The organism is Tepidiphilus margaritifer DSM 15129 (assembly GCF_000425565.1).
Classification (GTDB): Bacteria; Pseudomonadota; Gammaproteobacteria; order Burkholderiales; family Rhodocyclaceae; genus Tepidiphilus; species Tepidiphilus margaritifer.
Window position 1 is genome coordinate 107,202 of the sequence record NZ_KE384397.1, and the last position, 25,941, is coordinate 133,142.

The following is a 25,941-nucleotide window of genomic DNA, read 5'->3' on the forward strand; positions in this document are numbered from 1 at the left end:
CTGCCCGCCGCCTCGAGGGCGGCGGGTCGATGGGTTTTCTATCCTCGGGTCGAGCGGCGACTCAGCCTGGCCGCTGCCTCAGGGGATGTACTTCCATTGCCCGCTTTCGATGCGCAGCATCACGCGGGCACGGTGGTCGAGTCCGAGGTGATCGGTCGGGCTCATGGTGTAGACGCCATTGGCGGCCGGAACCTCTTTGAGGTGCTCGATCGCGTCGCGCAGGGCGGCGCGGAATTCGGGCGTACCGGGCTTGGCCTTGGTGAGCGCCTCGGGCAGCGCCGCGGCGAACAGCTTGCCGGCATCCCAGACGTAGGAGCCGAACTGCGTCACCGAACCCTTGCCGTATTTGGACTCGTAGAGCTGGAAGTACTCCACGCCGGCGGCTTTGGCCGGGTGACTGTCGGGCAGCTGTGGGGCCACGACTACGGGGCTGGACGGCAGGAACGTTCCTTCACAGTCGCGCCCGCACACGCGCAGGAAGTCGGGGTTCACCACACCGTGGGTCTGGTAGATCTTGCCGGGATAGCCGCGCTCCTTGAGCGTCTTCTGCGGCAGGGCCGCCGGCGTGCCCGAGCCGGCGATGAGCACTGCGTCCGGTTTGGCGCCGACGATCTTGAGCACCTGGCCCGTCACCGAGGTGTCGGTGCGGTTGTAGCGCTCGTTGACCACCAATTTCAACCCCTTGGCCGCGGCGGCCTCGCTGAAGCTTTGGTACCAGCTCTCGCCGTAGGCGTCGGAGTAGCCGATGAAGCCGACGGTCTTCACGCCGTTGGCCACCATGTGTTCGACGATGGCCTCGGTCATCATGCGATCGCTCTGCGGCGTCTTGAACACCCAATGCCGCTTCTCGTCGACGGGAGAGATCACTTTGTCCCCGGCGGCGAAGGAGATCATCGGTACCTTGGCCTCGGCCACCACGTCGATCATCGCCAGGGCGTTCGGGGTGATCGACGAACCCATCACCAGGTCGACCTTGTCTTCGGTAATGAACTTGCGGGTGTTGTTCACAGCGGTGGTGGTGTCGGAGGCGTCGTCGAGCACGAGGTACTCGATCTTCTGCCCCGCCATTTCTTTCGGCAGCATCTCCACGGTGTTCTTCTCCGGGATGCCGAGCGAGGCGGCCGGCCCCGTGGCCGAGACCGTGACCCCCACTTTCACCTGAGCCTGCGCCGCCATCGTCCAACCCAAGGCCAGTGCCAAACCCAGGATGATGCGTTTTTTCGTCTCCATGTTTCTCCCTCCTCCTTTTCTACGTTGAATCCCTCAAGGGACATATCTCCACGTTCCCTGGTCGATCCGCACGATGACCCGCGCCCGCCGGTCGAGCCCGAGATGATCGGTCGGACTCATGGTGAAGACCCCCATGGCCGCATGGACTTCCTTCAAGTGCTCCAATGCGTCGCGCAGCGCGGCGCGGAATTCGGGCGTGCCGGGCTTGGCCTTGGTGAGCGCCTCGGGTAGTGCCGCGGCGAGCAGCTTGCCGGCGTCCCAGACGTGCGCCCCGAAGGTGGAGACCGAGCCTTTGCCGAACTTGGCCTCGTATGCCTGGACGTATTCGAGCGCCGAGGCTTTGGCCGGATGATCGTCCGGCAGTTGCGCCGCCACCAGTAACACCCAGCGGCGCTTGTCATCGACCGGCGAGACGATCTTTTCGCTGGCGGCAAAGGCGATCATCGGCACCTTGGCCTCGGCCACCACGTCGATCATCGCCAGAGCATTGGGCGAGATGGTGGAACCCATCACCAGATCGACCTGGTTTTCGGTGATGAACTTGCGGGTATTGTTCACCGCACTGGTGGTGTCGGAGGCGTCGTCGAGCACGAGGTACTCGATTTTCTGACCGGCGATCTCGCGCGGCAGGAGGTCCACCGTGTTCTTTTCCGGCATGCCGAGCGAGGCGGCCGGGCCGGTGGCCGACACCGTCACCCCTACTTTCACCTGGGCCTGCGCCAGGGCGCACCCAAGCACCAGGACGAGGCCCATGACGAGGCTTTTCTTCTTCATCTCCGTCTCCTCCTTTTTATGGGTCGTATGCTTCTCCCGCCGCGGCGGGATGAGGCGAAGAAGAAATTATCACAAATCTAATCGATTTGACAATGTATAAATTTTATCGCATTCGTTCGATCACCATGGCGATGCCTTGGCCGACGCCGATGCACATCGTCGCCAGACCATAGCGGCCGTCGCGGCGTTCGAGCTCGCGCGCGAGCGTGAGCACCAGGCGGGCCCCGGAAGCGCCCAGCGGATGGCCCAGGGCGATCGCGCCGCCGTTGGGATTGACGTGTTCGGCATCATCGGGCAGCCCCAACTGGCGCAATACCGCCAGCGCCTGGGCGGCGAAGGCTTCGTTGAGTTCGATCGCGTCGATGCGCGCCAGGCTCAGTCCCGCGCGATCGAGTACCTTGCGCGTGGCCGGCGCCGGACCGATGCCCATGATGCGGGGTTCCACCCCCACGGTGGCCATGGAAAGAATGCGTGCCATCGGCCGCAGCCCGTAGCGCGCCACTGCCTCTTCGCCAGCCACGAGCACGGCGACGGCGCCGTCGTTCACGCCCGAGGCATTGCCGGCGGTGACGGTGCCCTCGGGTTTGACCACGCCCTTGAGCTTGGCAAGCGCCTCCAGCGTGGTCTCGGGCCGGGGATGCTCGTCGCGCACCACCGGCACTTTCTCGCCCTTCCTGCCCGCGGGCACTTCCACCGGCACGATCTCGCCGTCGAAGAAGCCGCGCGCGGCGGCCTCGGCGTAGCGGCGCTGGCTGCGCAGGGCAAAGGCGTCCTGGTCGGCGCGGGCGATGCCGAAGCGTTCGGCCACGTTCTCGGCGGTCTCGGGCATGGAGTCGATGCCATAGCGCGCCTGCATCTTCGGGTTGACGAAGCGCCAACCGATGGTGGTATCTTCGATCTTGGCGCTGCGTGAGAAGGCGCTCTCGGCCTTGCCCAGGACGAAGGGCGCGCGCGTCATGCTCTCGACTCCGCCGGCGATCATCAAATCGGCCTCGCCACAGGCGATCGCCCGGGCGGCGGTGCCGATCGCGTCCATGCCCGAGCCGCACAGCCGGTTGATGGTCGAGCCGGGAATCGTCTGCGGCAGGCCGGCGAGCAACGCTGCCATGCGGGCGACGTTGCGATTGTCCTCTCCGGCCTGGTTGGCGCAGCCGAAGTAGACGTCGTCGACCGCCTCCCAATCGACCTGCGGCTGGCGTGCCATGAGCGTGACGATCACGTGCGCGGCGAGATCGTCCGGGCGGACTTGGGCGAGGGCGCCGCCATAACGGCCGATGGGGGTGCGGATGCCATCACAGAGATAGACCGCGCGATTCTTCATCCTTTTTCTCCTTGTAGGGTCGGCACGACGGCCTCGTCCGGGTCTCGTACTGGTTTCGATTCAATGGCGAAACGCTGCAGCAGGTCTTCGCGTTTGACGAGCGCATGCACGCCGGCCATGAACATCGTCGTCACGATCGGTGCCATGTCGCGGTAACTCAGGGGACCGTCGGGCCTCAGCCAGGTGAAGGTCCAGTTGATCATACCGAAGAGCACCATGGTCACCGGCTTGAGCAGCGCCGTGGCGGCGAGCTCCGGCTCCAGCGCCGCGATCACGCCCGCAAAGGCCCGTACCACCTGGCGCTGCTTCTCCAGCACCGGTTCGCGCAACGGCTCGGGCAGGTGCTTGACGTCCTGCACCAGCACGATGTGCCGGTACTGCGAATGCCGGTATTCTTCGAGGAAGCGGGCGATGAGGCGATCGAGCACCACGCCGGCTCCCGCGGGGCCGAGGGGCGGTTCGCGACCGAGTTCCTCCTCGACGATGGCCACCAGGCGCTCGACGTAGGACAGAGCCACATCGAACAAAATGTGCTCTTTGTCCTGGTAATAATGGTAAAGGAGCGCCTTCGACACGCCGCAAGCTTGGGCGAGCGAGGCCATGGATGCGGCGTGAAAACCCGCTTCGGCAAAAAGCATCGCCGCCTTTTCCAGGATCTCGTTGCGCTGCTGCTCGAAGGATTCACCGCGTCTGCGGGCCATTTCCGCCCCCTTGCATCGTCATGGATCGAGGCCATAGCATAACCGCGGCGGCCCCGATCCGTGCCGCACTCAGTCTTTCGGACGCCGGTCGATCACGCGCCGCGCCTTACCCACCGTCACCCGTTCGATGGTATAGGGCTCGCCGACGATCACGTTGGCCGACACGCCGATGAAGGTCTTGATGAGGTGCGCGAGTTCCTTGGCGAGCGCCTGTTTCTGCTCGGGATGGCGCCCGACGCCTTCCTCGGGGTTGATCTCGACCTTGACGGTGAGCTTGTCGAGATAGCCCTCCTTGTCCACCTCGAGCACGTAGTGCGGCGCGAGCTTGGGGATGCGCAGGATCAATTCTTCGATCTGGGTGGGGAAGACGTTGACCCCGCGGATGATGAGCATGTCGTCGGTACGGCCGGTGATCTTGGCCATACGGCGCATGGCGCGCGCCGTGGGCGGCAGCAGGCGCGTGAGGTCGCGCGTACGATAACGGATGACCGGCAGGCCCTCTTTGGTGAGCGTCGTGAACACGAGCTCGCCCTCGGCGCCGTCGGGCTGCACCTCGCCGGTGACCGGGTCGATGATCTCGGGATAGAAATGGTCTTCCCAGATGGTCGGCCCATCCTTGGTTTCGACGCATTCGCAGGCCACGCCCGGTCCCATCACTTCCGAGAGCCCGTAGATGTCCACGGCGTCGAGCCCGCCGCGTTCCTCCATCGCACGGCGCATCGCATCGGTCCAGGGTTCAGCGCCGAAGATGCCCACTTTCAGCGAGCAGGTGCGCGGGTCGATGCCCAGGCGCTCCATCTCGTCGAATACCGTCATCATGTACGAGGGCGTAACCATGATGATGTCGGGCTTGAGATCCATGATCATCTGGATCTGTTTTTCCGTCTGCCCGCCGGACATGGGAATGACGGTGCAGCCGAGGCGCTCAGCACCGTAATGCGCTCCCAGCCCGCCGGTGAAAAGCCCGTAGCCGTAGGCCACGTGGACGATGTCACCGGGGCGGCCGCCGGCGGCGCGGATCGAGCGGGCCACGACGTCGGCCCAGGTGTCGATGTCCTTCTTGGTGTAGCCCACTACCGTGGGCTTGCCCGTGGTGCCGCTGGAGGCGTGGATGCGCACGATTTTCTCGCGCGGCACGGCAAACATGCCATAAGGATAGTTATCGCGCAGGTCGTATTTCGTGGTGAAGGGGAATTTTGCCAGATCTTCCAGTGACTTCAGATCATCGGGATGCACCCCATGTTCGTCGAAGCGCTTGCGGTAGTGCGGTACGTTCTCGTAGGCGTGGCGTACGCTCCACTTGAGCCGTTCGAGTTGGAGCGCGCGCAGCTCGTCGAGGCTGGCGGTTTCGATCGGCTCCAGATCGCCGGGGGCGGGTTTCTTCACGGGCATGGTCGTCTCCTCCTTTCCCTCTTCCTCTTCGTTCGTTTTGGGGCAGCCGCGTCAGTCGAGTTCGACTACCGCCCGCCCCTTCAAGCGGTAAGACTTGCCGCGCATCACGGCCACCAGTTCGCCGCGCTGGTTGGTGATGCTGACGTCGTAGACGCCGGTGCGTCCGGCCAGCGCCACCTCGCGCCCCTCGGCAGTGAGCACGTCGCCTTCGCGCACCGGGGCGAGAAACTCGGTGGCCAGACCGGAGGCGACCGTCATCTCGTTGTAACTGTTGCAGGAATACGCAAAGGCGGTATCGGCCAGCGTGGTGACGATGCCGCCGTGGCAGATGGCGAAACCGTTCAGCATGTCACGGCGTACGGTCATCTCCATCTTGGCGTAACCCGGCGCGATCTCCAGCAGCCGGATGCCGAGATGCTGCGCACAGTGGTCGTGCTCGTACATGCCGGCGCCGACGGCCTCGGCCACTTGCTGCGGGTCGAGCCCGGCGGTGAGATCCCGATACGAAGCTTCCGTCACTTCCCTTCTCCTTCGTCGCCGCCAACGAGCGGCCGTCCGTTCCAGAGATGTCGCCGCAAGAGCGGCGAGACGCGGTAGCGATCTTCGCCGTAGTGCTCGGCGAGCCGATCGAGCAGACCGACGATGCGCGCCACACCCATCGCCTCCGCCCAGGCGAGCGGCCCGAGCGGATAGTTCGTGCCGTAACGCATGGCGGTGTCGATGTCGTGCGGCGTGCCGATGCCGGCGAGCACGGTGTCGGCCGCCTCGTTGGCGAGCATGGCCACGGTGCGCGCGAGGATGAGCCCGGCGACGTCGTCGAGCGGGGTTACGGCGATTCCCGCCCGCTGCAGCAGCCCGAGCGCGCATGCCCAGGAATCCTGCGCACAACCGTCGGCCCGCGCCAGCGCCGCGCGCGGCGTCTGTGCCCAATCGCGCGCCCAGTCGAGCACGACGACGTCGGCATGGCCGTACTCGTGCGCGAGGCGCGTGGCCGTGCGTCCGTCGGTGGGCACGATCCAGACGTCTGCAGCCTCGATCCGCACGGGTCCGGCATTGGCGGGCCGTCGGTGCACCACCACGCCGGCGGCAGCGAGCCGCTCGAGCAGCGCAGAGAAGGGGCCGAACTCGCCCACGGCGGCGACGGCAGAAGGCGCCCGATCGAGGCATGGCGGGGCTTCGGCCGCGGCGGGACGCTGCGCTCCTGCAGCGTAGTCGTAGAACCCCCGTCCGCTCTTGCGCCCGAGCCGTCCGGCCCAGACCAGCTCCTGCTGGATGAGGCTGGGCTGGAAGCGCTTGTCGTAGAAATAGGCCGACCACACGGATGAGGTGACGGCGAAATTGACATCGTGTCCGATGAGATCCATCAGCTCGAAGGGCCCCATGGGAAAGCCCCCCGCCTCGCGTACGATCGCATCCAGCGTGGCACAGTCGGCCGCTCCCTCGGCGAGCACGCGCAAGGCCTCGGCATAGAAGGGACGGGCCACGCGATTGACGATGAACCCCGGCGTGGAGCGCGCCATCACGGCGATCTTGCCCCAGCGCACGGCGGTGTCCCTAATGGCTTGCGCCACTTCCGGTGCCGTGGCCAGACCGCTCACCACCTCCACCAGCTTCATGCGCGTAGGCGGATTGAAGAAATGCATGCCAACCACCCGCTCGGGGCGCGCGAGCGGAGCGGCGATGGCGGTGATCGACAGCGAAGACGTGTTGGTGGCAAGGATCGCCTGAGGCGGTACCAGGGGTTCGAGCGCGGCGAAGAGCGCCCGCTTCACCTCCAGATCCTCGACGATCGCCTCGATCACCAGATGCACCTGCGAGGCGACGCTCTGCGGTTCGGCCACCGCCCGGATACGATCGCGGATCGCGCTCGCCTCTTCGGCGCTCATCCGCCCCTTGCGCACCCCGCCATCGAGCTCTTCGGCGATCGCCGTGAGCGCGCGCCGGCGGGCCTCCTCGCTCACGTCGGAAAGAAACACCAGATGGTCGGCACTCGCCGCCACCAGGGCGATCCCGCGCCCCATCGCCCCGGCGCCGACCACCAGCACGGCGTGGCCGGGCGCGAGGGCCGCGCCCCCTTCGCGTTCTTGCATCGTCTCCTCCCCCTCAGCGTCCGCGGAAGCGCGGTTGGCGTTTCTCGAGGAACGCCTGCACCCCTTCCCGATAATCCTCGCTGCGCCCACAGGCCGACATCAGGTCGCGCTCGAGATCGAGCTGCGTGGCCAGATCGTTCGTGCCGCTGACGAGCAGGGCTTTCTTCGTCATGGCATAGCCGAACGTGGGGCCTTGTGCGAGGCGCTCGGCCACCTCGCGCACCGTGGGCAACAGCGCCTCGTCCTCGACGCATTTCCAGATGAGCCCCCAGCGCTCGGCCTCTTCGGCGGAGAGTTTCTCGCCGAGCAGCGACAGCCCCATGGCACGCGCCAGCCCCACCAGACGCGGCAGCACCCAGGTGCCGCCGGTATCGGGGATGAGCCCCAGCTTGGCGAAGGATTCGATGAAAGAAGCCGAGCGCGCGGCGAAGACGAGGTCGCAGGCCAGCGCCAGGTTGGCTCCGGCACCAGCGGCCACGCCATTGACCGCGGCGATCACCGGCAGCTCGAGCCGGCGCAGGCGCAGCACGAGCGGCTTGTAGTTCTTTTCGATCGACTCGCCCAGATCCGGCGCCTGCGCGCCCGGGGCCACTGCCCGGTCGGACAGGTCCTGCCCGGCGCAAAATCCCCGTCCGGCACCGGTGATCACCAGCACCCGGATCGTGCCTTCGGCGCGACCCGCCTCGACGCGATCGAGCGCGGCGCGCAGCTCCTCGTGCATGCGCGTGGTAAAGCTGTTGAGGCGCTCGGGCCGGTTGAGCGTGAGCCAGGCTACCGCCTCGCGCACTTCCAGCAGGATCGTCGGCCCTTCGGCCGCCGTGGTCTCCGCCATGTCGTCTCCTCCCCCTCATCAATTTTTTTGACCGACCGTTCGATCAATAATATACTTGATCCAGGTCAAGGGATCAAGACGTTTTTCAAAAATAGCGAATCGTTTTACCTTAACATAACCCGAATCACCGAAGGAGACGCTCCATGACCCATCCGCTCTTCGAAAAACACCAGGCTCTGCTCGAACATGCGCTCGAAGCGATCGCCCGCCGTGGCTACTGGACCCCTTTCCCCGAAATGCCCAGCCCCAAAATTTACGGGGAGACGGCGCTCGAAGAGGGCAAAGCCGCCGTGCTCGGCCTCCACGGCCAGCGGTTTTCCCTTGAAGGTCAGCCGGGCACCGGCGAGTGGATCGCCCCGGAGCGCTCGCCTTATGGAGTGGAGCTGAACGTCTCCTATCCGGTGAGCGAGCCCGAGTCGCTGGTGGCCGCTGCACGCAAGGCGCAGGACGACTGGCAAAAACTTGGCCCCAAAGGACGGGTGGGCTTGCTGCTCGAAGCCCTCGTGCGTTTGAACCGGCGCAGCTTCGAACTGGCGCACGCCGTGATGTACACCACCGGCCAGGGCTGGATGATGGCTTTCCAGGCGGGCGGCCCGCATGCGCAGGATCGCGGGCTGGAAGCAGTGACCTACGCTTGGGACGAAATGCGCCGTATCCCCGAAACCGCCCTGTGGGAAAAGCCCCAAGGCAAGAACCCGCCGATCCGCATGGAAAAACGCTATGAGATCGTCGGACGCGGCCCGGCGGTGGTGATAGGCTGTGGCACTTTCCCCACCTGGAACACCTATCCGGGCCTGTTCGCGGCGCTCGCCACCGGCAACCCCGTCATCGTCAAACCGCACAGCAATGCGATTCTGCCAGCCGCGCTCACCGTACGCGTGCTGCGCGAGCTGCTCACCGAACAGGGACTCGACCCGAACGTGGTGCAGCTGGCCGTCTTCGCCCAGCGGGAGCACACGCAACGGCTCGTCACCCACCCGGAGGTGAAATCCATCGATTTCACCGGCGGCTGCGCCTTCGGCAACTGGCTGCTCGAGCATTGCCGCCAGGCCCAGGTGTATGCGGAACTGGCCGGCGTCAACACGGTGGTGATCGAATCGACCGACGACTACCAAGGCATGCTGCGCAACCTCGCCTTCACCCTGTCGCTCTACTCGGGGCAGATGTGCACCACGACGCAGGCGATCCTGGTGCCGGCAGGCGGCATCGACACCAACGAAGGGCACAAATCCCATGAGGACGTCGGCCGCGATCTCGCCCGGGCAATCGAGGCACTGCTCACCGACGTCAAGGTGGCCACGGCCGTGCTCGGCGCCATCCAGTCCGAAGAGACGCTGCGGCGCATCGAAGAGGCCGCCTCCGGCGCCTTCGGCCGCGTCCTGCTGACCCCGCGGCGCATCGAGCACCCGGAATTCCCGCGGGCGCAGGTGCGCACGCCGGTGCTCGTCGCCTGTGAGGCCAAGGACGAAACCGCCTACATGGAAGAGCGCTTCGGCCCCATCGCCTTCGTGGTAGCGGCACCCGACGCGGCCCAGGCGGCCTCGCTCGCCGAGCGCATCGTGCGCGAGCACGGCGCCCTCACCCTCGGTGTGTATTCGACCAGGCCCGAATACCAGCAGACGATGGTCGAAGTGAGCTGGCGCGCCGGCGTGGCCCTGTCGCTGAATCTCACCGACGGGGTCTACGTCAACCAATCGGCCGCCTTCTCCGACTACCACGGCACCGGCATGAACCCGGCAGCCAATGCGAGCTACGCCGACTCCGCCTTCGTCGCCAACCGCTTCCGCGTGATCCAGCGTCGCTGGCACGTGTCCTGATTTTTTCATGCCGCGGCGCCGGGTCGAAGAATATCCGGCGCTGCACGGAGAAAAGCCATGCCCTGCTATGAAATCGACGGCCTCAAGCCCGTCGTCCATCCCGACGCCTATGTCCACCCCGACGCCGTGCTGATCGGCGACGTGCACATCGGCCCCGGCGTCTATGTGGCGCCGCTCGCGAGCCTGCGCGGCGACTTCGGCCGACTCATCGTGCACGCCGGTGCCAACATCCAGGACTGCTGCGTCATGCACGGTTTTCCCGGCATCGATACGGTGGTCGAGGAAGACGGCCACATCGGCCACGGGGCGATCCTGCACGGCTGCCGCATCCGGCGCAACGCGCTCGTGGGCATGAACGCGGTGATCATGGACGAGGCGGAAGTGGGGGAATCGGCCATCGTCGCCGCGGCCGCCTTCGTCAAGGCCGGCATGACGATCCCGCCGCGCAGCCTGGCGGTGGGCGCTCCGGCCAAAGTCGTGCGCGAACTGAGTGAAGAAGAGCTAAACTGGAAAGTCAGCGGCACGCAGACCTATCAGGAACTCACGCGCCGCAGCCGCGCCACCCTGCGCCCCTGCACGCCGCTGCCCGAGGCCGAGCCCGACCGCAAACGCTTCGAGAAGGAAGGGGTGGTACCCTTGGTGGCACTGCGCAACAAATGAACCCGGGAGCCGCATGACGCAACGCATCGATCCTCACCTCTGGCAACGCCATGCCTGGATGAACCGCCTGCAGACGGCGGTGCTGGTGGTCGTGCTCGCCACGCTGCTCGCCACCGTCGGCTGGCTGCTGTGGGGCAATGACGGCATCCTCTACATGCTCGTCTTCTGCGCCGTGTCGCTCGTGCTGCAGCCGCTCGCCGGCCCCGAGCTGGTGCTGCGCCTCTACCGCGCCCAACCCATCGCCCGCAGCGCAGCGCCCGAGCTCCACGCCCTCGTCGAGCGGCTCGCCGCGCGCGCTGGCCTGCCGCGCGTGCCGCGGCTCTACTTCGTCGACACACCCATCGTCAACGCCTTCAGCGTGGGCAGCCACAATGATGCCGCCATCGCCCTCACCTCGGGACTGCTCGCGCGGCTCGATCTGCGGCAGATCACGGGCGTGCTCGCGCACGAGGTGGCGCACATCGCCCATGGCGACATTCGCGTCATGAGCCTGGCCGATTCCCTCACGCGCATGACGAGTGTGCTCTCGCTCACCGGCCAGCTCCTGCTGCTGGTCAACCTGCCGCTACTGCTCGTCGGCGCGGCGGTGGTCAATTGGCTGGCGGTGGGGTTGCTCATCTTCGCGCCGCACATCGCCATGCTCGTGCAGCTGGGCCTGTCGCGCGTGCGCGAGTTCGATGCCGATCTGGCGGCGGTCGCCCTCACCGACGACCCCGAAGGGCTTGCCTCGGCGCTCATGGCCATCGAGCGCGTGCAGCGCGGCTGGCGCGCCTGGCTCTTCCCCGGCTGGGGCTCGCCCGAACCCTCGTGGCTGCGCACCCATCCGGCCACGGAAGAGCGCGTGCGCCGGCTGCTCGAACTCGCGCGCCGCATACCGCCTCCGGAGCACGACGCCGGCGCCCCTCCGTCCTTTCCTCCTCCCTCTTCATCCGCGCCGCGCTACCGCCCCGGCAGCGGGCTGTGGTATTGAGGACGAGAAACCTTACGATACGAATCGCCCGCCGGGCGAGATACGGTACCGACGATCCCCGGTGATAATGGCGGGATGTCCTCGAGCAGGAGTCCGACGATGCCGTGCACCGCGCTTGCGCCGGCACCTCTTCGCCCGACGAGGCGGCACCCATGATCGCCGCAGGCTGGCGCCGCTTCCTTCTTGCGGCATTGATCCTGCTGCTCGCCGTCGGCGGCTACTTCGCCTGGCGGCATCGCCAAGGCGCAACCGAAGACTACCCCACCGCCAAGGCCGCCCGCGGCAGCATCCGCGAAACGGTCTCGGCCCTGGGCGTGCTCGCCCCCTCCGAATACGTCGACGTCGGAGCCCAGGTCTCGGGGCAGCTCATCGAACTCAAGGTCGGTCTAGGGGACGAAGTCAAGGAAGGCCAGCTCATCGCCCAGATCGACCCGACGCAGTACGCCGCCCAGGTCGCCGTCGACCGGGCCACCATCGCCGATCTCACGGCCCAGCTCGCCAGCTGGGAGGCAAAACTGACGCTGGCCAAGTGGACCTGGCAGCGCAACGTCCAGCTTGCCCCGCAGGGCGGCGCCACCGAGCAGGCGCTCGAGCAGAGCCGCTCCGACCTCAAAGTGGCCGAAGCCACCATCGCCTCCCTGAAGGCGCAGATCGACAAGGCCAAGGCGACGCTCAAGGTCGACGAGGCCAACCTCGACTACACCCGCATCACCGCTCCGATCTCCGGCATCGTCATGACGCCCACCAGCGCCGCCTATGGCAACAACTGGAGCAAACTGGACATCGCCCACGTTGGCCAGGTGCTCAACAACCGGCAGAACGCCCCGGTGCTGCTGCGCATCGGCAAGCTCGAGCGCATGATCGTGCGCGCCCAGGTCTCGGAAGCCGACGTGCCGCGCCTCTCGCTCGGCATGCCGGCCTATTTCACCACCCTGGGGCGCCAGGACCGACGCATCGACGCCACCCTGCAGAGCCTGGAGATGACGCCCGAGCTCATCAACGGCGCCATCTTCTACGACGCCGTGCTCGAAGTTCCCAATCCCGATCGCGCCCTGCTGCCGCAGATGTCGGCCCAGGTCTTCTTCATCGTGGCCCAGGCCGACGACGCGCTCACCGTGCCGCTGGCCGCGCTCTCCTCGGTTCAGCGCAGCAGCGGCATCCGCTTGCCTGGCTGCCCGCCGCGCGCGCCGGCCGGCACCGACTGCGTGTTCGTGATGGCCCAGGGCAAGATGCAGCCGCGCACCGTGAAAATCGGCATCAAGGACGAGGTCAGCGCCCAGATCCTGGACGGCCTGAGCGAGGGCGAAGACGTCGTCATCGGCACGCCCTCGCTCGCCCCTCGTGGAGCCGGCACCCGCAGCGGAGGCGGAAATGCCGGACGTTGAAGCCCGACCCGTCGCCCCCCTCATCGAGCTGCACGACATCGTCAAACGCTTCACTCAGGGCGAGATCACCGTGGAGGTGCTGCACGGCATCTCCCTCTCCATCTGGGCCGGCGAGTTCGTGGCCATCATGGGCGCCTCCGGCTCGGGCAAGACGACGCTCATGAACATCATCGGCTGCATGGACCGTCCCAGCGCCGGGCGCTACCTGCTCTCCGGCCGCGACGTGGCCGAACTCGACGGCGACGCGCTCGCCCAGCTGCGCCGGTCCACCTTCGGCTTCATCTTCCAGCGCTACAATCTGCTCAGCAACGCCACCGCCCTGGAAAACGTCGAAGTCCCGGCGATCTATGCCGGGCTGCCTGCTGCCGCACGCCGGGAGCGTGCCAAGGCGCTGCTCACCCGGCTCGGCCTGGGCGAGCGGCTCGACTACCCCCCTTCCCGCCTCTCGGGCGGACAGCAGCAACGCGTCTCGATTGCGCGGGCGCTCATGAACGGCGGGCGGGTCATCCTCGCCGACGAACCCACCGGGGCGCTCGATACCGCCAGCGGCAAGGAAGTGATGGCGCTCTTGCATGAACTGCACCGTGAGGGGCACACCGTGGTCGTCATCACGCACGACCCCAACGTGGCACGCGAGGCCCAGCGCATCATCCGCATCCAGGATGGGCGCATCGTGGAGGACAGCGGCCCTGCGCCCGAAGCCGTCGAAGGGCGCGTCCCGACGCTTCCGCTCGCGGAGCCGCCGCGAGAGGGCCACGCCGTGCTGATGCTCGACGTGGCCGCTTCGGTGCGCACGGCGCTGCGGGCGCTGCAGGCAAACCCCCTTCGCACCCTGCTCACCTTGCTGGGCGTGATGATCGGCGTAGGTTCGGTCGTGGCGATGCTCGCCTTCGGCAACGGCGCCCGGCAGAAAGTGCTCGACCAGATCCAGGCCATGGGAACGAACCTGCTCGTGGTGCGTCCCGGCGCACCGGGCGTGCGCTACGTCGGCAGCACCATCACCACCCTGGTGGTGGCCGACGCCGAGGCGATCGCCCGACTGCCCAACGTCGAGCACGTCGTGCCCCAATCGACGAGCGCCGTGACGGTGCGTGCCGGCAACATCACCTACACCACCTCCTTGACCGCGACCAGCCCCGAATACACGCTCGCGAACGCCTGGCCGGTCGCCGTAGGGACGTTCTTCACGCAGACGCACGTGCAAGGCTATGCGCCGGTGGCCGTGCTCGGTCAGACCACCGCCCAGGCGCTCTTCGGCACCGCCAACCCCATCGGACGCTACGTGCTCATCAACAACACGCCGCTGCGCATCATCGGCGTGCTCACGCCCAAGGGCGCCGACATGATGGGCAACGACCGCGACGACATGGTTTTCGTGCCGCTCACTACGGGACAGGCGCGCATCACCGGCCAGACCTGGCTGCGCTTCATCACGGTGGAGGTGCGCGACACGGCCCTGATGGCGGCCACGCAGGCAGCGATCGAACAGCTGCTCCTGAAACGCCACCGCACGCTGGACTTCCAGGTGCGCAACATGACGGCCCTGCTCGAGCAGCAGGCCGAGACGCAGCAGACGCTCACCCTCCTGCTGGGGGCGGTGGCGCTCATCTCGCTCGTGGTGGGCGGAATCGGCGTGATGAACATCATGCTGGTGAGCGTCACCGAGCGCACGCGGGAGATCGGCGTGCGCATGGCTGTAGGGGCGAGGGCCTTCCACATCCTGCTGCAATTCGTCACCGAAGCGCTGGTGGTCTGTACGGTGGGCGGGCTCATCGGCGTGGCCGGCGGGCTCATCGTCACCGCCGTGGCCGCCTGGCTCGGTACCGCGGTGCTGATCACCGTGCCGCCCATCCTGCTCGCCTTCACCAGCGCGCTCGCCACCGGTCTCGTCTTCGGCTACCTGCCGGCCAAGCGCGCCGCCTCGCTCGATCCGGTCGTGGCCCTGAGCACGGAGTGAGCCGCATGCGCCCGCGCCCTTTCTTCCTGGCCCTGGCGACCCTACTCAGCGGCTGTGCCGTCGGCCCCACCTACGAACGCCCCCCCGTCGAGACTCCTTCCAGCTGGCAGTCCGGCGCCGCCGAAGACCGCTGGCCCGCGCCGCGATGGTGGCGCGATTTCGGCGACCCGACGCTGGATGCGCTCGAAGAGACGGCGCTTGCCCAGAACCACGATCTGCGCGCTGCCGTCGAGCGCGTGGCCGAGGCGCGCGCCTTGCTGCAAGTGGCCGCCGCCGGGCTCTACCCTTCGCTGGATGCGAGCGCCGCGTCCTCGCGCCAGAAGAGCAGCGGCAGCAACGGCAACTCGTCTTCCATCAGCAACCGCCACCAGGCCCTGCTCAGCGCGAGCTACGAGCTCGACCTCTTCGGCTACAACCGCGCCCAGGCCGAAGCGGCCGCGGCGCGCCTGCAGGGGAGCGAATTCGACCAACGCACCGTCGAGCTGGGTGTGACCGCCCTCACCGCCGGCACCTGGTTCACCCTCTCGGCGCTCGACGCGCGGCTCGCGGCGGCGCGCGAGTCGCTCGACATCGCCCGCGCCATGCTCGGCGTCGTGCAGGCGCAGCGCCAGGCCGGCATGGCCACCGACCTGCAGGTCGCGCAGCAGGAACTGGAAATCGCCACGATCGAAGCGTCCATCCCCCCGCTGCAGACCCAGCGCACCCAAGCAGCGAACGCTCTGGCACTGCTGCTCGGGCGTCCGCCGGAAGACTTCGCCCCGCAGGTTACCCCCATCGCGCAACTGCGCCTGCCCAGCCCGCCCGCCGGCCTGCCGTCGGGCCTGCTCGAGCGCCGACCCGACGTGCGCAGCGCCGAAGCGGCGCTTCAGGCGGCCACCGCCGACGCGCGCGCCGCCACCGCCGCCCTCTACCCCCGGCTCGATCTCACCGCCCAGGGCGGAGGCGCGAGCAGCGCCCTGCACCAGATCCTCGACCCCGGCAGCCGCCTCTTCACGCTCGCCGCCACCCTTTCGGTCACCCTCTTCGACGGCGGACGGCTGCGCGGCGAGCTCGCCTACAGCGAAGCGCGGGTGCGCGAACTCGCCCAGACCTACCAGCAGACGCTGCTCTCCGCCTTCGGCGACGTGGAAAACGCCCTCAGCGCCCAGCGCAACGGCGACGAGGCGCTTGCCGCACAACGGCGCGCCGTGGATCAGGCGCAAAGGGCGCTGCGCATCGCCACCTTGCAATACCAGCAAGGGATGGCGCTCTATCTCGACGTGCTCACCGCCCAGCGCAGTCTGCTCGGCGCGCGCGATGCCGAAGTACAGGCACGCCTCACCCGCCTCAACGCCGCGCTCAGCCTCTACCAAGCGCTGGGCGGTGGCTGGGAAGGAATGCCCTGATGACGAACGGTTCTCTCACCCTCGACCGAAGAACCGCTTCAAGGAACGGGACAGCCACCCGCCTTCTTCTTTCTCTTCGATCAAGCGCACCATCGCCCCCTTGACGGCGCTGACGTAGGAGGCGTCGTCTCGCCGGATATGGTTCAGCAACCACCGGCCGAGCATGGTCTGCAAATCGCCCGCCACGTCTTCTCCGGCAAGGAAACGGTCCCGCAGCTCCCTGGCACGCCGCACGAAGATCTCATGCACCTTCTTGTGCGGCCGAACGAATTGGTACCCCGCATCTTCCATGAGCGCCTCTTCGAAGGCGAAATGCGACACGGTGTATTCGATCAAGCCTTCGATAACCTTGCCGATCGCTGCGCGATCCCCGCCCTGCTGGGCGTCGTCGAGTTGGTTGATGAGTTCCACGAGTTGCCGATGCTGCTGGTCGATTGGCTCGATCCCCGTGTCCAGATCAGGAGTCCAGACGATCTTGGCCATGATTCACTCCGTTCATTTTCAAAGCATAGTCTACCGGTGATCCCGAAAATCCTCATGGACTAACTCAAAGAAAACAATTTATTCAGAAATAAAATATCAACACAAAATGCATTAAAAATCATCCATTCTTCCTAAAAACCAACGGATTGCCTCAGCAAATATTTTTGCATCCTCTCTCGCCCTCTCCTTTTTTCCCCCTATACTCGCGATAACGAATGAAGGAGCCCGGCGATGGCCGATCGCTGGTTTGGAATACGGGCGAAATCCGCCGTGGCGCTGCTGCTGCTGTGCCTGGTCGCCCTCGTTCCTGTCGCAGCCATCGGATTCCAGGTCTTCAAAAACTTGCGGGAACATTTCGGCGAAGCTTGGGCGCGCAATTTCACCGAACTACACGGCGAGCGCATCGCCGGCCCGCTGTCGCGAGAAGTCGCGCTGGCGCGCCATCTCGCCGGTTCGCTCACCATTCGCGATTGGCTGCGCCACGAGGACGATGAGCTCCGGCGACGCCAGGCCAGTATCGAAGCCGAAAGCTATCGGCGCGACTTCATCGGTCATTCCTGGTTCATCGCCAGCCGCAATAGCCGGGCCTACTATTACCGCGACGACGATACCCCCGAGAGCCTGGCGCCTCGCTATTTCCTCGATCCCGGGAAACCCGAGGATGCCTGGTTCTTCGCCACCCTCGAAAACCCCTCGTCCCTCAACATCAATCCCAACCCCGATCGCTGGCTGAAGCAAGTCATGGTCTGGATCAACGTCATCATCCAAGACGACGGAGAACGGCTGGGGGTGGCCGGCACGGGAGTGGACCTCACCACCTTCGTCTCCTCCTTCCTGCACACCGCCGAACCCGGCGTCACTCCGCTCATCATCGACCGCAACGGGGCCATCCAGGCCCACCCCGATCCCCGGCGCATCGCCTGGGCTTCGGGCGCCACGGGCAACGCCCGGCCACAGGAAACGCTCTTCGGCCAGCTCACCGGCCCGGACGACGCGGCGCACCTCGGGGCGAGCATGCGTCTAGCCAGCGCCAGCCCAGGCAAAGTAGAAGTGACGCCCGCCACGCTGGATGGACGGCGGCAATTGCTCGCCCTCACGTGGCTCGAGCCGCTGCAGTGGTACCTGGTCACCGCCGTGGATCTCGATGACGCCCGCCTCTTCGAGGATGCCTGGGCGCGCACCGCCCTCGTCGCCTTCGGTCTGGTGCTGCTCGCCGTACTCGCCCTCTTCGTCCTCTCGGTGGACCGCCTCCTTTTGCGACCACTGCGCGGTTTGCACCGCTCGGCCATGGCGCTGGCGTCCGGCCGTTTCGACGTCGATCTCCCGGCGGCCGGCCAGGATGAACTCGGTGACCTCAACCGCGCCTTCTCCCACATGGCTCGGCAGCTCGCCAACCATACGCGCGAACTCGAAGAACAAGTACGCTGCCGCACCGCCGAGCTGTTCGAAGCCAACACCGCCATGGCCGCCGCCCAGAAGAAACTCGGGGATTCGATCCAGTATGCCAGCCTCATTCAACGGGCATTGCTGCCCGATCGTGAGCTCACCACCCTGCTCGGCGAGCACCACCTCGTGCTATGGCGTCCGCGCGACGTGGTCGGCGGAGACTTCTACCTCTTTCGCGCCGAAGGCGAGCGTTACCTCCTCGGCATCGTCGATTGCGCCGGACACGGCGTCCCCGGTGCCCTCATGACTATGCTCGCCCGAGCCGCCTTCGACGACGCCATGAATCGCCACGGCCTCGATCGTCCGGCAGAGCTCTTGCAACAGGCCGACGCCACGCTGCGCCACATGCTCGACCAGGCCCGCCTGCCACGCGCCATTGCCACCAGCACCGATGCCGCCCTGGTACACATCGACCGAACGGCCCGGAGCCTGCGCTATGCCGGGGCCAAGATCGACCTCTATTGGAGCGACGGCGAAGAAGTGCATCGGCTCCCCGCCCAGCGGCGTTCTCTGTGCGATCGCAAACCGACGCACTACGTCGAACAAGAAATCCCCTTGCGCGCCGGCATCACCTACACGCTCGTCACCGACGGTTATCTCGACCAGGCCGGCGGCGAGCTCGGCTTCGGGTTCGGGGACACGCGCTTTTGCGATCTCCTGCGGCACGTGGCCCGGCTGCCCCTGTCCCGACAAGCCGCAGCCCTCGACGAAGCATTCGAGAGCTGGCGCCGCGGATTACCGCAACGCGACGACATCACCCTGCTGTCTTTCCGTCTCGACTGAACGGAGCCTCTCCCATGCTCGACATCGATTTTCTCGACCTGCGCGAACTGCTGCATAGCCACCGCATCCTGCTGTGCTTCAACGGCCCGATCTCACGCAGCCTGATCGAGGAGATCGGTCTCGCCCTGAAAAACTATCTCGACGCCGAACACGCCCATCCCGGCGCTGCGATGGACGTGTTCGGAGCCTACGTCGAGATGACGCAAAACATCCGGCACTATGCCATTCGCAAAAGATACGGAGAAACCGAGAGCGCCGCCACGATCCTCGTGGCCATCGACGAAGAAGGCGGCTATCTCATCCAGGCGGGCAACGTGATCGAGGCCGAAGACGCCCCGCTGCTGCTCGAACGCATCGCCCGCCTCGCCACCATGGATTCGAGCGAACTCAAGCGCGCCTACAAGGAACAGCTGCGCCGCCCCGTCACGCCCGGAGCCTCGAGCGGCGCCGGCCTCGGGCTCATCGACATCGCCCGCAAAGCCCGCCGTCCCCTGTGCGCCACCCAACGCCCGCTGGGCGGCGGCAAGACTTTCTTCAGTCTGCGCGCCATTCTCTGATCGCTTCGCCCCGGAGCCCTGCCATGACCACCTCCTTCACCCTTGCAGGCACCCAGACCACGCCGGCCATCAGCGCCGACTGGGAACGCGGCCTGTTGCAGTTGTCCGGCGATTCCTACCCCGAGAACTCTTTCGACTTTTTCACCAGCACGCTCGACTGGGTCGAATCCTACCTGAAGCAGGAAGACCGCCCCCTGCGCCTCGAACTGCGCCTCGTGTATATGAACACCAGTTCGGTGAAAGTCATGATGGACATCTTCGACCTGCTCGAGGAAGCCCACGGCAAGGGACGGGACGTCGGCGTCGACTGGTTCTTCGATTCCCGCAACGAACGGGTCGAGCTCCTGGCGGAAGAATTCCGCGAGGACTGCACTTTTCCGTTTCGCATCAGCGCCGAGACCTGAGATGAGCACCCTCCCTCCCGACACGGACGAAGGCGACGAAGCCGGGCTGCTGGCCGAAATCGACCAGCTGCTCGACTCTCCCGTCCATCACGCCAACCCCCTTCGCGCCCCGCTCGCGCGCCTGCTCGCCCTGCACCGGCAGCAGAACGAACGGCTGCTGCGCCTCATCCACCTCTCCGACGGCTATCACGAACTCGGTCGCCTGCACTCGAGCTCGTTGGCCCAGCGCTTCGAACGGCACTTGCGCCGACTGGAGAAACTCGCTCGCATCTCGGATCGCTACCAAGATCAGCTCCGCTCCCTCAATGCGGCCCTCCTCCAGAGCTCGCTCAGAGATCCACTCACCGAGCTCGGCAATCGACGCTACCTGATGGAACGGCTCCACGACGAAGACTCTGCCAGCACCACGGCTCCTGCGGCATACTGCCTGGCGATCCTGGACGTCGATCATTTCAAACGCATCAACGACGGCTGGGGCCATGACATGGGCGACACGACGCTCAAGCACATCGCCGACGCCTTACGCGGGGCCGTTCGCCACAGTGATTTCGTCGGTCGCTGGGGCGGCGAGGAATTCCTTCTCATATTCCCCGCCACCGAGCTCGCCGACGCTTTTCAAGTCACGGAACGCGTACGCCAGGCGATCGGCGCCATCTCCATCGCGCATCGGCTCGGCCCCGTCACCGTCTCCGCCAGCATTGGGCTAACCCGGCAAATCGCCGGCGAACACTTCGCCACCGCCCTCGATCGCGCCGACGCCGCGCTCCTTCGCGCCAAACGCGATGGACGCGATCGTACGGTCATCGGCTGATCGGTCACCGCACGACCGCCGCCACTTCCGCCTCCGGCAACGGCCGGAAGAAATGGTACCCCTGCGCCAGAGGGCAGCCGAGCTCGCGCAGTATTTCGGCCTCTGCCGCCGTCTCGATGCCTTCGGCGACGACGTCGAGCGAGAGCGCCCAGCCAAGCGAAATCACGGAACCGAGGATCGCCCGGCTGCGGGCATCTTGCGTCACCCCCTTGAGCAGACTGCGGTCGATCTTGAGCGTGCTCACCGGTAGCTCCTGGAGTCGGGCCATCGAAGAATAGCCCGTGCCGAAGTCGTCGAGCGCCAAGCTCACGCCCAGCTGCCGCAGCTGCTGCAGCTCCTGCAGCGCCGCTTCGTTCTGCTGCATGAGCGAGGATTCGGTGAGCTCCAGCTCGAGGCAATTCGGCGGCAGGCCGCTGCGCTCGATCGCGTCGCGGATCTGGGCCGACAAGGACAAGCCTTCGCCCTGCAGCAGGTCGATTTGGCGCGGCGAGAGATTAACAGCCACCGGAAGAATTCGCCGCACCTGCTGGTACCAGCGCTGGATGGCGGCGAGCGTCCGTTCCACCGCCCACAGACCGAGCGCCGTGATGAGGCCGCTTTCCTCGGCCAAGGGAATGAAGCGCAACGGTGAGACGATGCCAAGGCGCGGATGGTGCCAGCGCATCAGAGCTTCGGCACCGACGATCTTGCCGCTCAGCAGGCTCACCTTGGGCTGATAGACGAGCTGCAGCTCGCCGCGCAGGGCCGCTTCGCGCAGGTCGGCGAGCAGGGATTCGCGCTCCTGCAGCGAGCGCTCGAAAGCCGGGTCGAAGTGCATGGGCAAGAGCCCCGGCCGGGCCAGGCTCAAGGTGAGCATCGCCCGTCGCAGCAAGGTGTCCGAGTCTTCCCCATCCTCGGGTGCATGAACGAGTGCCGAGCGGGCCGAAAGGGTGACGGCATAGCCGCCTACCTCGAGCGGCATGAGCACCGCCTGCAAGATTTCCCGGGCCATGTCGTACGCTTGCTGGTGCCCGCAGCGGGGCAGAATCACGATGAAGACGCCGCTTCCCCAATAGCCGATCTCGGTCGGTGGCGAGACGGCCTCCCGCAGGCGTGCGCCGATCCGACACAGCACCCGGTCGGCGAATTCGTAGCCCGCGAGGGTTTCCAGACGCCGATGCCCCTCCACTTCCATGAGCAATACGCCAAAGGCGTCAGCGCCCTCTTCGAGCAGACGGTGCACTCGCCGCGTCATGTGCGGCCGGTTCGGCAGCCCCACCACCGGATGGTGCGTGGCGAGGTAGGCGAGATCGCGCTCACGCTGCTGCAGCAGGTCGTCCTTGTGATGGACATCGGCGCTCAAGGTCTGCACTTCCTGGAGGTGACGATTGTGCAGCGCCCGCACTTCCAGGTGATTGCGGATGCGCTGGATCACTTCCCTGGCGTCGAACGGTTTGGTGATGAAGTCGCGCGCCCCGGCCGCGAGCGCGCGCTCGCGCGTGGCTTCGTCGATCTGCGCCGTGAGCACGATCACCGGCAGATAGTCGTCGGCCTCGAGCTCGGCCTCGAGCTGTGCCATCACGGCATACCCGTCCAAATGTGGCATGCGGATGTCGAGCAGCACCAGGTCGTAGCCCCCTTCCCGCCAGGCAGGCAGCACTTGGCGTGAGTCGCTGAGGCAGGTGACGTGCGTAAAGCCAGCCTCCTCGAGGATTGCCTCCAGCAGGGCGAGATTAGCCGGGTTGTCATCGACGACGAGGAGCTTTGCCTCGGTGAGCGGTTGGTCGGGCAGGATCATGGTTCCTCGGCTGAATCAAGGTGGTCGCATGGCGCCGCCGGCAGGGTGAAGGCGAAGGTGCTTCCCTCGCCCAGACGACTCTCCACCCGCATCGACCCGCCCATGCGCTCGACGAGCTCGCGCGCGATGGCGAGCCCGATGCCGGTGCCTTCGATGGAGCCGTTTTCCTGCCCCAGGCGGTTGAACGGTTCGAAGAGGTGGTCGAGATGCGCCGGATCGATGCCGATGCCGGTATCGGTGACGGCGATTTCCCAATACTTCGGGGTATTTGCTTCTTCCACGCTCGAGAAGGCATGCAATCGTACTTGCCCATGGGGTCGGTTGTACTTGATGGCGTTACTGAGGAGGTTGACCAATACCTGCTTGGCGCGGGTGAAATCGGCTTGCACTGGTCCCAGGCGTTGTCCCTGGGTTTCGCCGATTTCAGTGAGCGCGACGAGGTGGCGCAAGGAGCGTTCCTGCGCGGACGAGAGGTGGCGCACCTGGGTGTCCATCACGCACAGCGTCCCGACCGGTTGCCCCTCAACCCGAATCGCCAGACCGAAGTAAAAACGAATTCCTCCCGCAGTCACCAGGGGAAGGGAGGCGAAGCGGGGATCCCGGCGCGCATCCTTGACGAGGAGACTGTCCGAATCCGATTCGATCAGGAAGGCGCAGAACGATTCTTGGCGCGGCAACGCCTCGAGCGCGGAACCAAAGCGCGCTTTGACGCGCAGCGTGTCTTTCCCGATGAACGACAAGAGGGCAATGGGTACCTCCAGCAGGCTCGTGGCGAGCTCCACGACCCGATCGAAGGTGGGCTCAGGAAGGGTGCCGTAGATGTCGAGCCCATCGAGCGCAGTCAGGCGGGCAATTTCGGCAGGGTCGGCAGTCATGGAAGTTCGGGCGATCGGCAGGGCGCATGGCCGTCATTATGTTCGAAATTGCTGCAGCATCGCAGCGATCTCTTGCGCCGTCCGCTCCAGCAATCGCGCCGCCTCCTCACTGTGATGAGCCATTTGTTCGAGCGCTTCAGACATCTGGGCGAGGTGGGTGATTTCGCCAGCCGCTTGCTGCGTCACTTGCGCTTGGGCTTCGACGCTTCGCGGGATTTGCGCGGATTCGGTCCCGATCGCTTCGAGCGCGTGTTCGATACCGGCGATTTCCTCGGCCGAGGCGAGCGCCTTGCGCACCGTCGTCTCGACCGTTTCCCGCCCTGCTTGGGTCTGGGCGACGGCGTGATCCACCTGGCTTTGCACTTTGCCGATCATGGCACCGATCTCGGTCGTGGCCTGCGCCGTGCGCTCGGCAAGTTTGCGCACCTCGTCGGCGACCACGGCGAAGCCCCGACCGGATTCGCCTGCGCGTGCAGCTTCGATGGAAGCGTTGAGCGCAAGGAGATTCGTCTGCGCGGCGATCTCGCCGATCACGTCGATGACGCTGCGCATCGAATCCATCGACCCCTTGAACGCCTCGACTTCATGGGCGAGCGCCGCCAATTCGTCAGACAATTTGCTCGTCTGTTCGGCACTGTCGCGCACCCGCGCCGTCGCCTGGCGATTGGTCGCGATCAGCGCTTCGATCCGCTCTGCCGCTTGTGCCGCCGTCGTGGCGATCTCTTGCATCGCCTGGGCGAGCTGCTCGGTAGATGCGGCGAGCGTGTGCGCCGCGGCCGTCTGTCCCTGGGCGGTCGAGCGCGTCTGCCCGGCACGCTGGAGTTCCTCGCCCACTTCAGTACGCAGCCGCTTTTGCGATTGACGCAGCGTGATCACCGTCTCGTAGAACCGCGCCCGGATCACTTTCAGGACGTCGAGCAGGGCGCGAATCTCGTCGTGGTGATCGTCATCGACGTCAGCACGCAAGTCGAGGGCAGCCACCGCCTGCGCCATGGTCTTGAGTTCGCCGATACCCACATGCAGGCGACGCCGCATCCACACGCCTAACCCCATGAACGAGCACAAGCCGGCGGCGGAGACCCAGGTAAGTTCCATCGTTCGCCCCTGCAGGGCAAACAGCACGGCCACGCCGTAGAAACCGGCACCGACAAAAAGGGTGATCCAATAGCGGCTCTCTAGGCCGAGATGATTGAGGAGACGTTTGACGGGACCAGGGCGGAGCCGGCCGCGCTCGAGCCGCAGAGGCGCACCGGCGCGCATGCGGGCATAGAGCGCCTCGGCGGCGGTTTTTTCTTCCGCCAAAGGTTTGAGCCGGATGCTCATGTAGCCCGAGCCGTCGGGCAAAGGGGCTACCGTGGCCTTGACCCAGTAGTGATCGCCGTTCTTGCGCCGATTCTTGACGATCCCCTGCCAGACGTGCCCCGCCTTGATCGTCGCCCACAGGTCGCGGAAGGCTTCCGGCGGCATGTCGGGATGGCGAATGACATTGTGCGGTTGGCCGAGAAGCTCCTCGCGCGTCATTCCAGCGTATTCGCAGAAATCGTCGTTCGCGTAGGTGATGCGGCCTTTGAGATCGGTATGCGAGACGATCACCACGTCGTCGCGTACAGGGTATTCGTTCTGTGTGACGGGAAGATTGAGCCGCATGATCGTCTCGCTCGGCGAAAGGGTCATCGATCATTGAAGTATGTCGGCAAAAGATTAACAAATCCTTAAACCGATCCAAAGAAAAATCATTCTCAATCCACTTTTTAGCTCCTTTAACCGATCATGTCATCGCGCGTTTTAACTCCCTGTTAAGGACAGTGTGCTCCAATGAACGCGTGTGCATCACGACGAAGAGGTCATCATGAAATCCCCGATCTTCCGCAAGCTGGCTGCCTGGCTCTTTCCCACCTTACTCTCCAGCTTTTCTCTCTGTGCCGTGGCCGAAACGCCGGCGGCGATGGCCGAGCGCTATGCGCAGCGCGCCGCCCAGGAACAGGCGGGCTTCACTCCCGACCCTGCGCGCGGCGAAGCCTTCTATCGCAAGAATCACGGCGTGTCGGCCGACATGCCCGGCTGCTATGCCTGCCATGGCGCCGATCCCAGGCAGAGCGGCAAACACGTGGTCACGGGAAAGACGATCGCGCCCATGGCCGTGAGCGCCAATCCCGAGCGGTTCACCGACGAAACGAAAATCGAAAAATGGTTCCGCCGCAACTGCAAGGAAGTGGTGGGACGGGAATGCACGGCGGCGGAGAAAGCCGATTTTCTCGCCTGGCTCGTGCACCAATGACTGAAGGAGACTC

Annotated in this window: 23 protein-coding genes; 11 read left to right on the plus strand and 12 right to left on the minus strand. The window is 65.8% G+C overall.

Translation table 11 applies throughout. From position 1 onward, the window contains the following. Positions 1 to 78: 78 nt before the first annotated feature. From H607_RS0109200 to paaG, 8 genes are all read right to left on the minus strand, one after another. A complete protein-coding gene (locus H607_RS0109200) occupies positions 79 to 1,230 on the minus strand; it encodes an ABC transporter substrate-binding protein (protein ID WP_028875195.1) in 1,152 nt (383 codons plus the stop codon). Positions 1,231 to 1,263: 33 nt separating this feature from the next. Then, a complete protein-coding gene (locus tag H607_RS0109205) occupies positions 1,264 to 2,004 on the minus strand; it encodes an ABC transporter substrate-binding protein (RefSeq protein ID WP_051240799.1) in 741 nt (246 codons plus the stop codon). A 103-nt stretch (positions 2,005 to 2,107) separates the two neighbouring features. Continuing rightward, entirely contained in the window at positions 2,108 to 3,325 is a 1,218-nt protein-coding gene (gene pcaF, locus H607_RS0109210) for a 3-oxoadipyl-CoA thiolase (protein WP_028875197.1), read from the minus strand. After that, on the minus strand, positions 3,322 to 4,026 hold the full coding sequence (locus H607_RS12445; protein WP_083962008.1) for a TetR/AcrR family transcriptional regulator: 705 nt from the start codon (positions 4,024 to 4,026) through the stop codon (positions 3,322 to 3,324). The genes pcaF and H607_RS12445 overlap by 4 nt, the downstream gene beginning before the upstream one ends. 69 nt (positions 4,027 to 4,095) lie before the next feature. Further along, positions 4,096 to 5,418 (minus strand): phenylacetate--CoA ligase PaaK, encoded by a 1,323-nt coding sequence (paaK, locus tag H607_RS0109220; protein WP_028875198.1) that lies wholly within the window; start codon positions 5,416 to 5,418, stop codon positions 4,096 to 4,098. Positions 5,419 to 5,469: 51 nt separating this feature from the next. Further along, on the minus strand, positions 5,470 to 5,937 hold the full coding sequence (gene paaI / locus H607_RS0109225) for a hydroxyphenylacetyl-CoA thioesterase PaaI (RefSeq protein WP_028875199.1): 468 nt from the start codon (positions 5,935 to 5,937) through the stop codon (positions 5,470 to 5,472). Beyond that, positions 5,934 to 7,508, minus strand: a complete 1,575-nt coding sequence (locus tag H607_RS0109230) for a 3-hydroxyacyl-CoA dehydrogenase (RefSeq protein WP_037990227.1) — start codon at positions 7,506 to 7,508, stop codon at positions 5,934 to 5,936. Before H607_RS0109230 ends, paaI begins: the two co-directional genes overlap by 4 nt. 13 nt (positions 7,509 to 7,521) lie before the next feature. Then, a complete protein-coding gene (gene paaG / locus H607_RS0109235; protein ID WP_028875201.1) occupies positions 7,522 to 8,340 on the minus strand; it encodes a 2-(1,2-epoxy-1,2-dihydrophenyl)acetyl-CoA isomerase PaaG in 819 nt (272 codons plus the stop codon). A gap of 143 nt (positions 8,341 to 8,483) precedes the next feature. Between paaG and paaN the strand changes: the two genes are divergently transcribed. From paaN to H607_RS0109265, 6 genes are all read left to right on the plus strand, one after another. Next, complete coding sequence (gene paaN / locus H607_RS0109240) at positions 8,484 to 10,157, plus strand: phenylacetic acid degradation protein PaaN (RefSeq protein WP_028875202.1); 1,674 nt, start codon at positions 8,484 to 8,486, stop codon at positions 10,155 to 10,157. 57 nt (positions 10,158 to 10,214) lie between these two features. Further along, positions 10,215 to 10,817, plus strand: a complete 603-nt coding sequence (paaY, locus tag H607_RS0109245; RefSeq protein ID WP_028875203.1) for a phenylacetic acid degradation protein PaaY — start codon at positions 10,215 to 10,217, stop codon at positions 10,815 to 10,817. 13 nt (positions 10,818 to 10,830) lie between these two features. Further along, positions 10,831 to 11,787, plus strand: coding sequence for a zinc metalloprotease HtpX (locus tag H607_RS0109250; RefSeq protein WP_028875204.1), 957 nt, complete (start codon positions 10,831 to 10,833; stop codon positions 11,785 to 11,787). 104 nt (positions 11,788 to 11,891) lie between these two features. After that, the gene (locus H607_RS12450) at positions 11,892 to 13,172 is read left to right on the plus strand and encodes an efflux RND transporter periplasmic adaptor subunit (protein WP_157381294.1); all 1,281 of its coding nucleotides are present in this window, start codon (positions 11,892 to 11,894) and stop codon (positions 13,170 to 13,172) included. After that, positions 13,159 to 15,129, plus strand: coding sequence for a MacB family efflux pump subunit (locus tag H607_RS0109260; protein ID WP_028875205.1), 1,971 nt, complete (start codon positions 13,159 to 13,161; stop codon positions 15,127 to 15,129). Before H607_RS12450 ends, H607_RS0109260 begins: the two co-directional genes overlap by 14 nt. A 5-nt stretch (positions 15,130 to 15,134) precedes the next feature. Beyond that, positions 15,135 to 16,514, plus strand: coding sequence for an efflux transporter outer membrane subunit (locus H607_RS0109265; protein ID WP_037990236.1), 1,380 nt, complete (start codon positions 15,135 to 15,137; stop codon positions 16,512 to 16,514). A 15-nt stretch (positions 16,515 to 16,529) separates the two neighbouring features. Here H607_RS0109265 and H607_RS0109270 read toward each other — a convergent pair whose 3' ends face one another. After that, a complete protein-coding gene (locus H607_RS0109270; RefSeq protein WP_028875207.1) occupies positions 16,530 to 16,997 on the minus strand; it encodes a bacteriohemerythrin in 468 nt (155 codons plus the stop codon). Positions 16,998 to 17,228: 231 nt separating this feature from the next. On the opposite strand from H607_RS0109270, the gene siaA reads away from it, so the two are divergent. The 4 genes from siaA to siaD are packed head-to-tail and all read left to right on the plus strand — an operon-like array spanning position 17,229 to position 20,998. Continuing rightward, the gene (siaA, locus tag H607_RS0109275; protein ID WP_028875208.1) at positions 17,229 to 19,226 is read left to right on the plus strand and encodes a biofilm regulation protein phosphatase SiaA; all 1,998 of its coding nucleotides are present in this window, start codon (positions 17,229 to 17,231) and stop codon (positions 19,224 to 19,226) included. 14 nt (positions 19,227 to 19,240) lie between these two features. Beyond that, on the plus strand, positions 19,241 to 19,783 hold the full coding sequence (gene siaB / locus H607_RS0109280; protein WP_028875209.1) for a biofilm regulation protein kinase SiaB: 543 nt from the start codon (positions 19,241 to 19,243) through the stop codon (positions 19,781 to 19,783). 23 nt (positions 19,784 to 19,806) lie between these two features. Continuing rightward, positions 19,807 to 20,187, plus strand: coding sequence for a biofilm regulation phosphoprotein SiaC (gene siaC, locus H607_RS0109285; protein WP_028875210.1), 381 nt, complete (start codon positions 19,807 to 19,809; stop codon positions 20,185 to 20,187). Position 20,188: 1 nt separating this feature from the next. Further along, entirely contained in the window at positions 20,189 to 20,998 is an 810-nt protein-coding gene (siaD, locus tag H607_RS0109290; RefSeq protein WP_028875211.1) for a biofilm regulation diguanylate cyclase SiaD, read from the plus strand. 4 nt (positions 20,999 to 21,002) lie between these two features. Here siaD and H607_RS0109295 read toward each other — a convergent pair whose 3' ends face one another. The 3 genes from H607_RS0109295 to H607_RS12965 are packed head-to-tail and all read right to left on the minus strand — an operon-like array spanning position 21,003 to position 25,297. After that, positions 21,003 to 22,775, minus strand: coding sequence for a putative bifunctional diguanylate cyclase/phosphodiesterase (locus tag H607_RS0109295; RefSeq protein ID WP_028875212.1), 1,773 nt, complete (start codon positions 22,773 to 22,775; stop codon positions 21,003 to 21,005). Further along, entirely contained in the window at positions 22,772 to 23,650 is an 879-nt protein-coding gene (locus H607_RS0109300; RefSeq protein WP_028875213.1) for a GAF domain-containing sensor histidine kinase, read from the minus strand. Before H607_RS0109300 ends, H607_RS0109295 begins: the two co-directional genes overlap by 4 nt. Before the next feature lie 36 nt (positions 23,651 to 23,686). After that, positions 23,687 to 25,297, minus strand: coding sequence for a methyl-accepting chemotaxis protein (locus tag H607_RS12965; RefSeq protein WP_169393601.1), 1,611 nt, complete (start codon positions 25,295 to 25,297; stop codon positions 23,687 to 23,689). A gap of 202 nt (positions 25,298 to 25,499) precedes the next feature. Here H607_RS12965 and H607_RS0109310 point away from each other — a divergent pair, with 202 nt between their 5' ends. Beyond that, the gene (locus tag H607_RS0109310; protein WP_051240852.1) at positions 25,500 to 25,928 is read left to right on the plus strand and encodes a DUF1924 domain-containing protein; all 429 of its coding nucleotides are present in this window, start codon (positions 25,500 to 25,502) and stop codon (positions 25,926 to 25,928) included. Positions 25,929 to 25,941 lie beyond the last annotated feature (13 nt).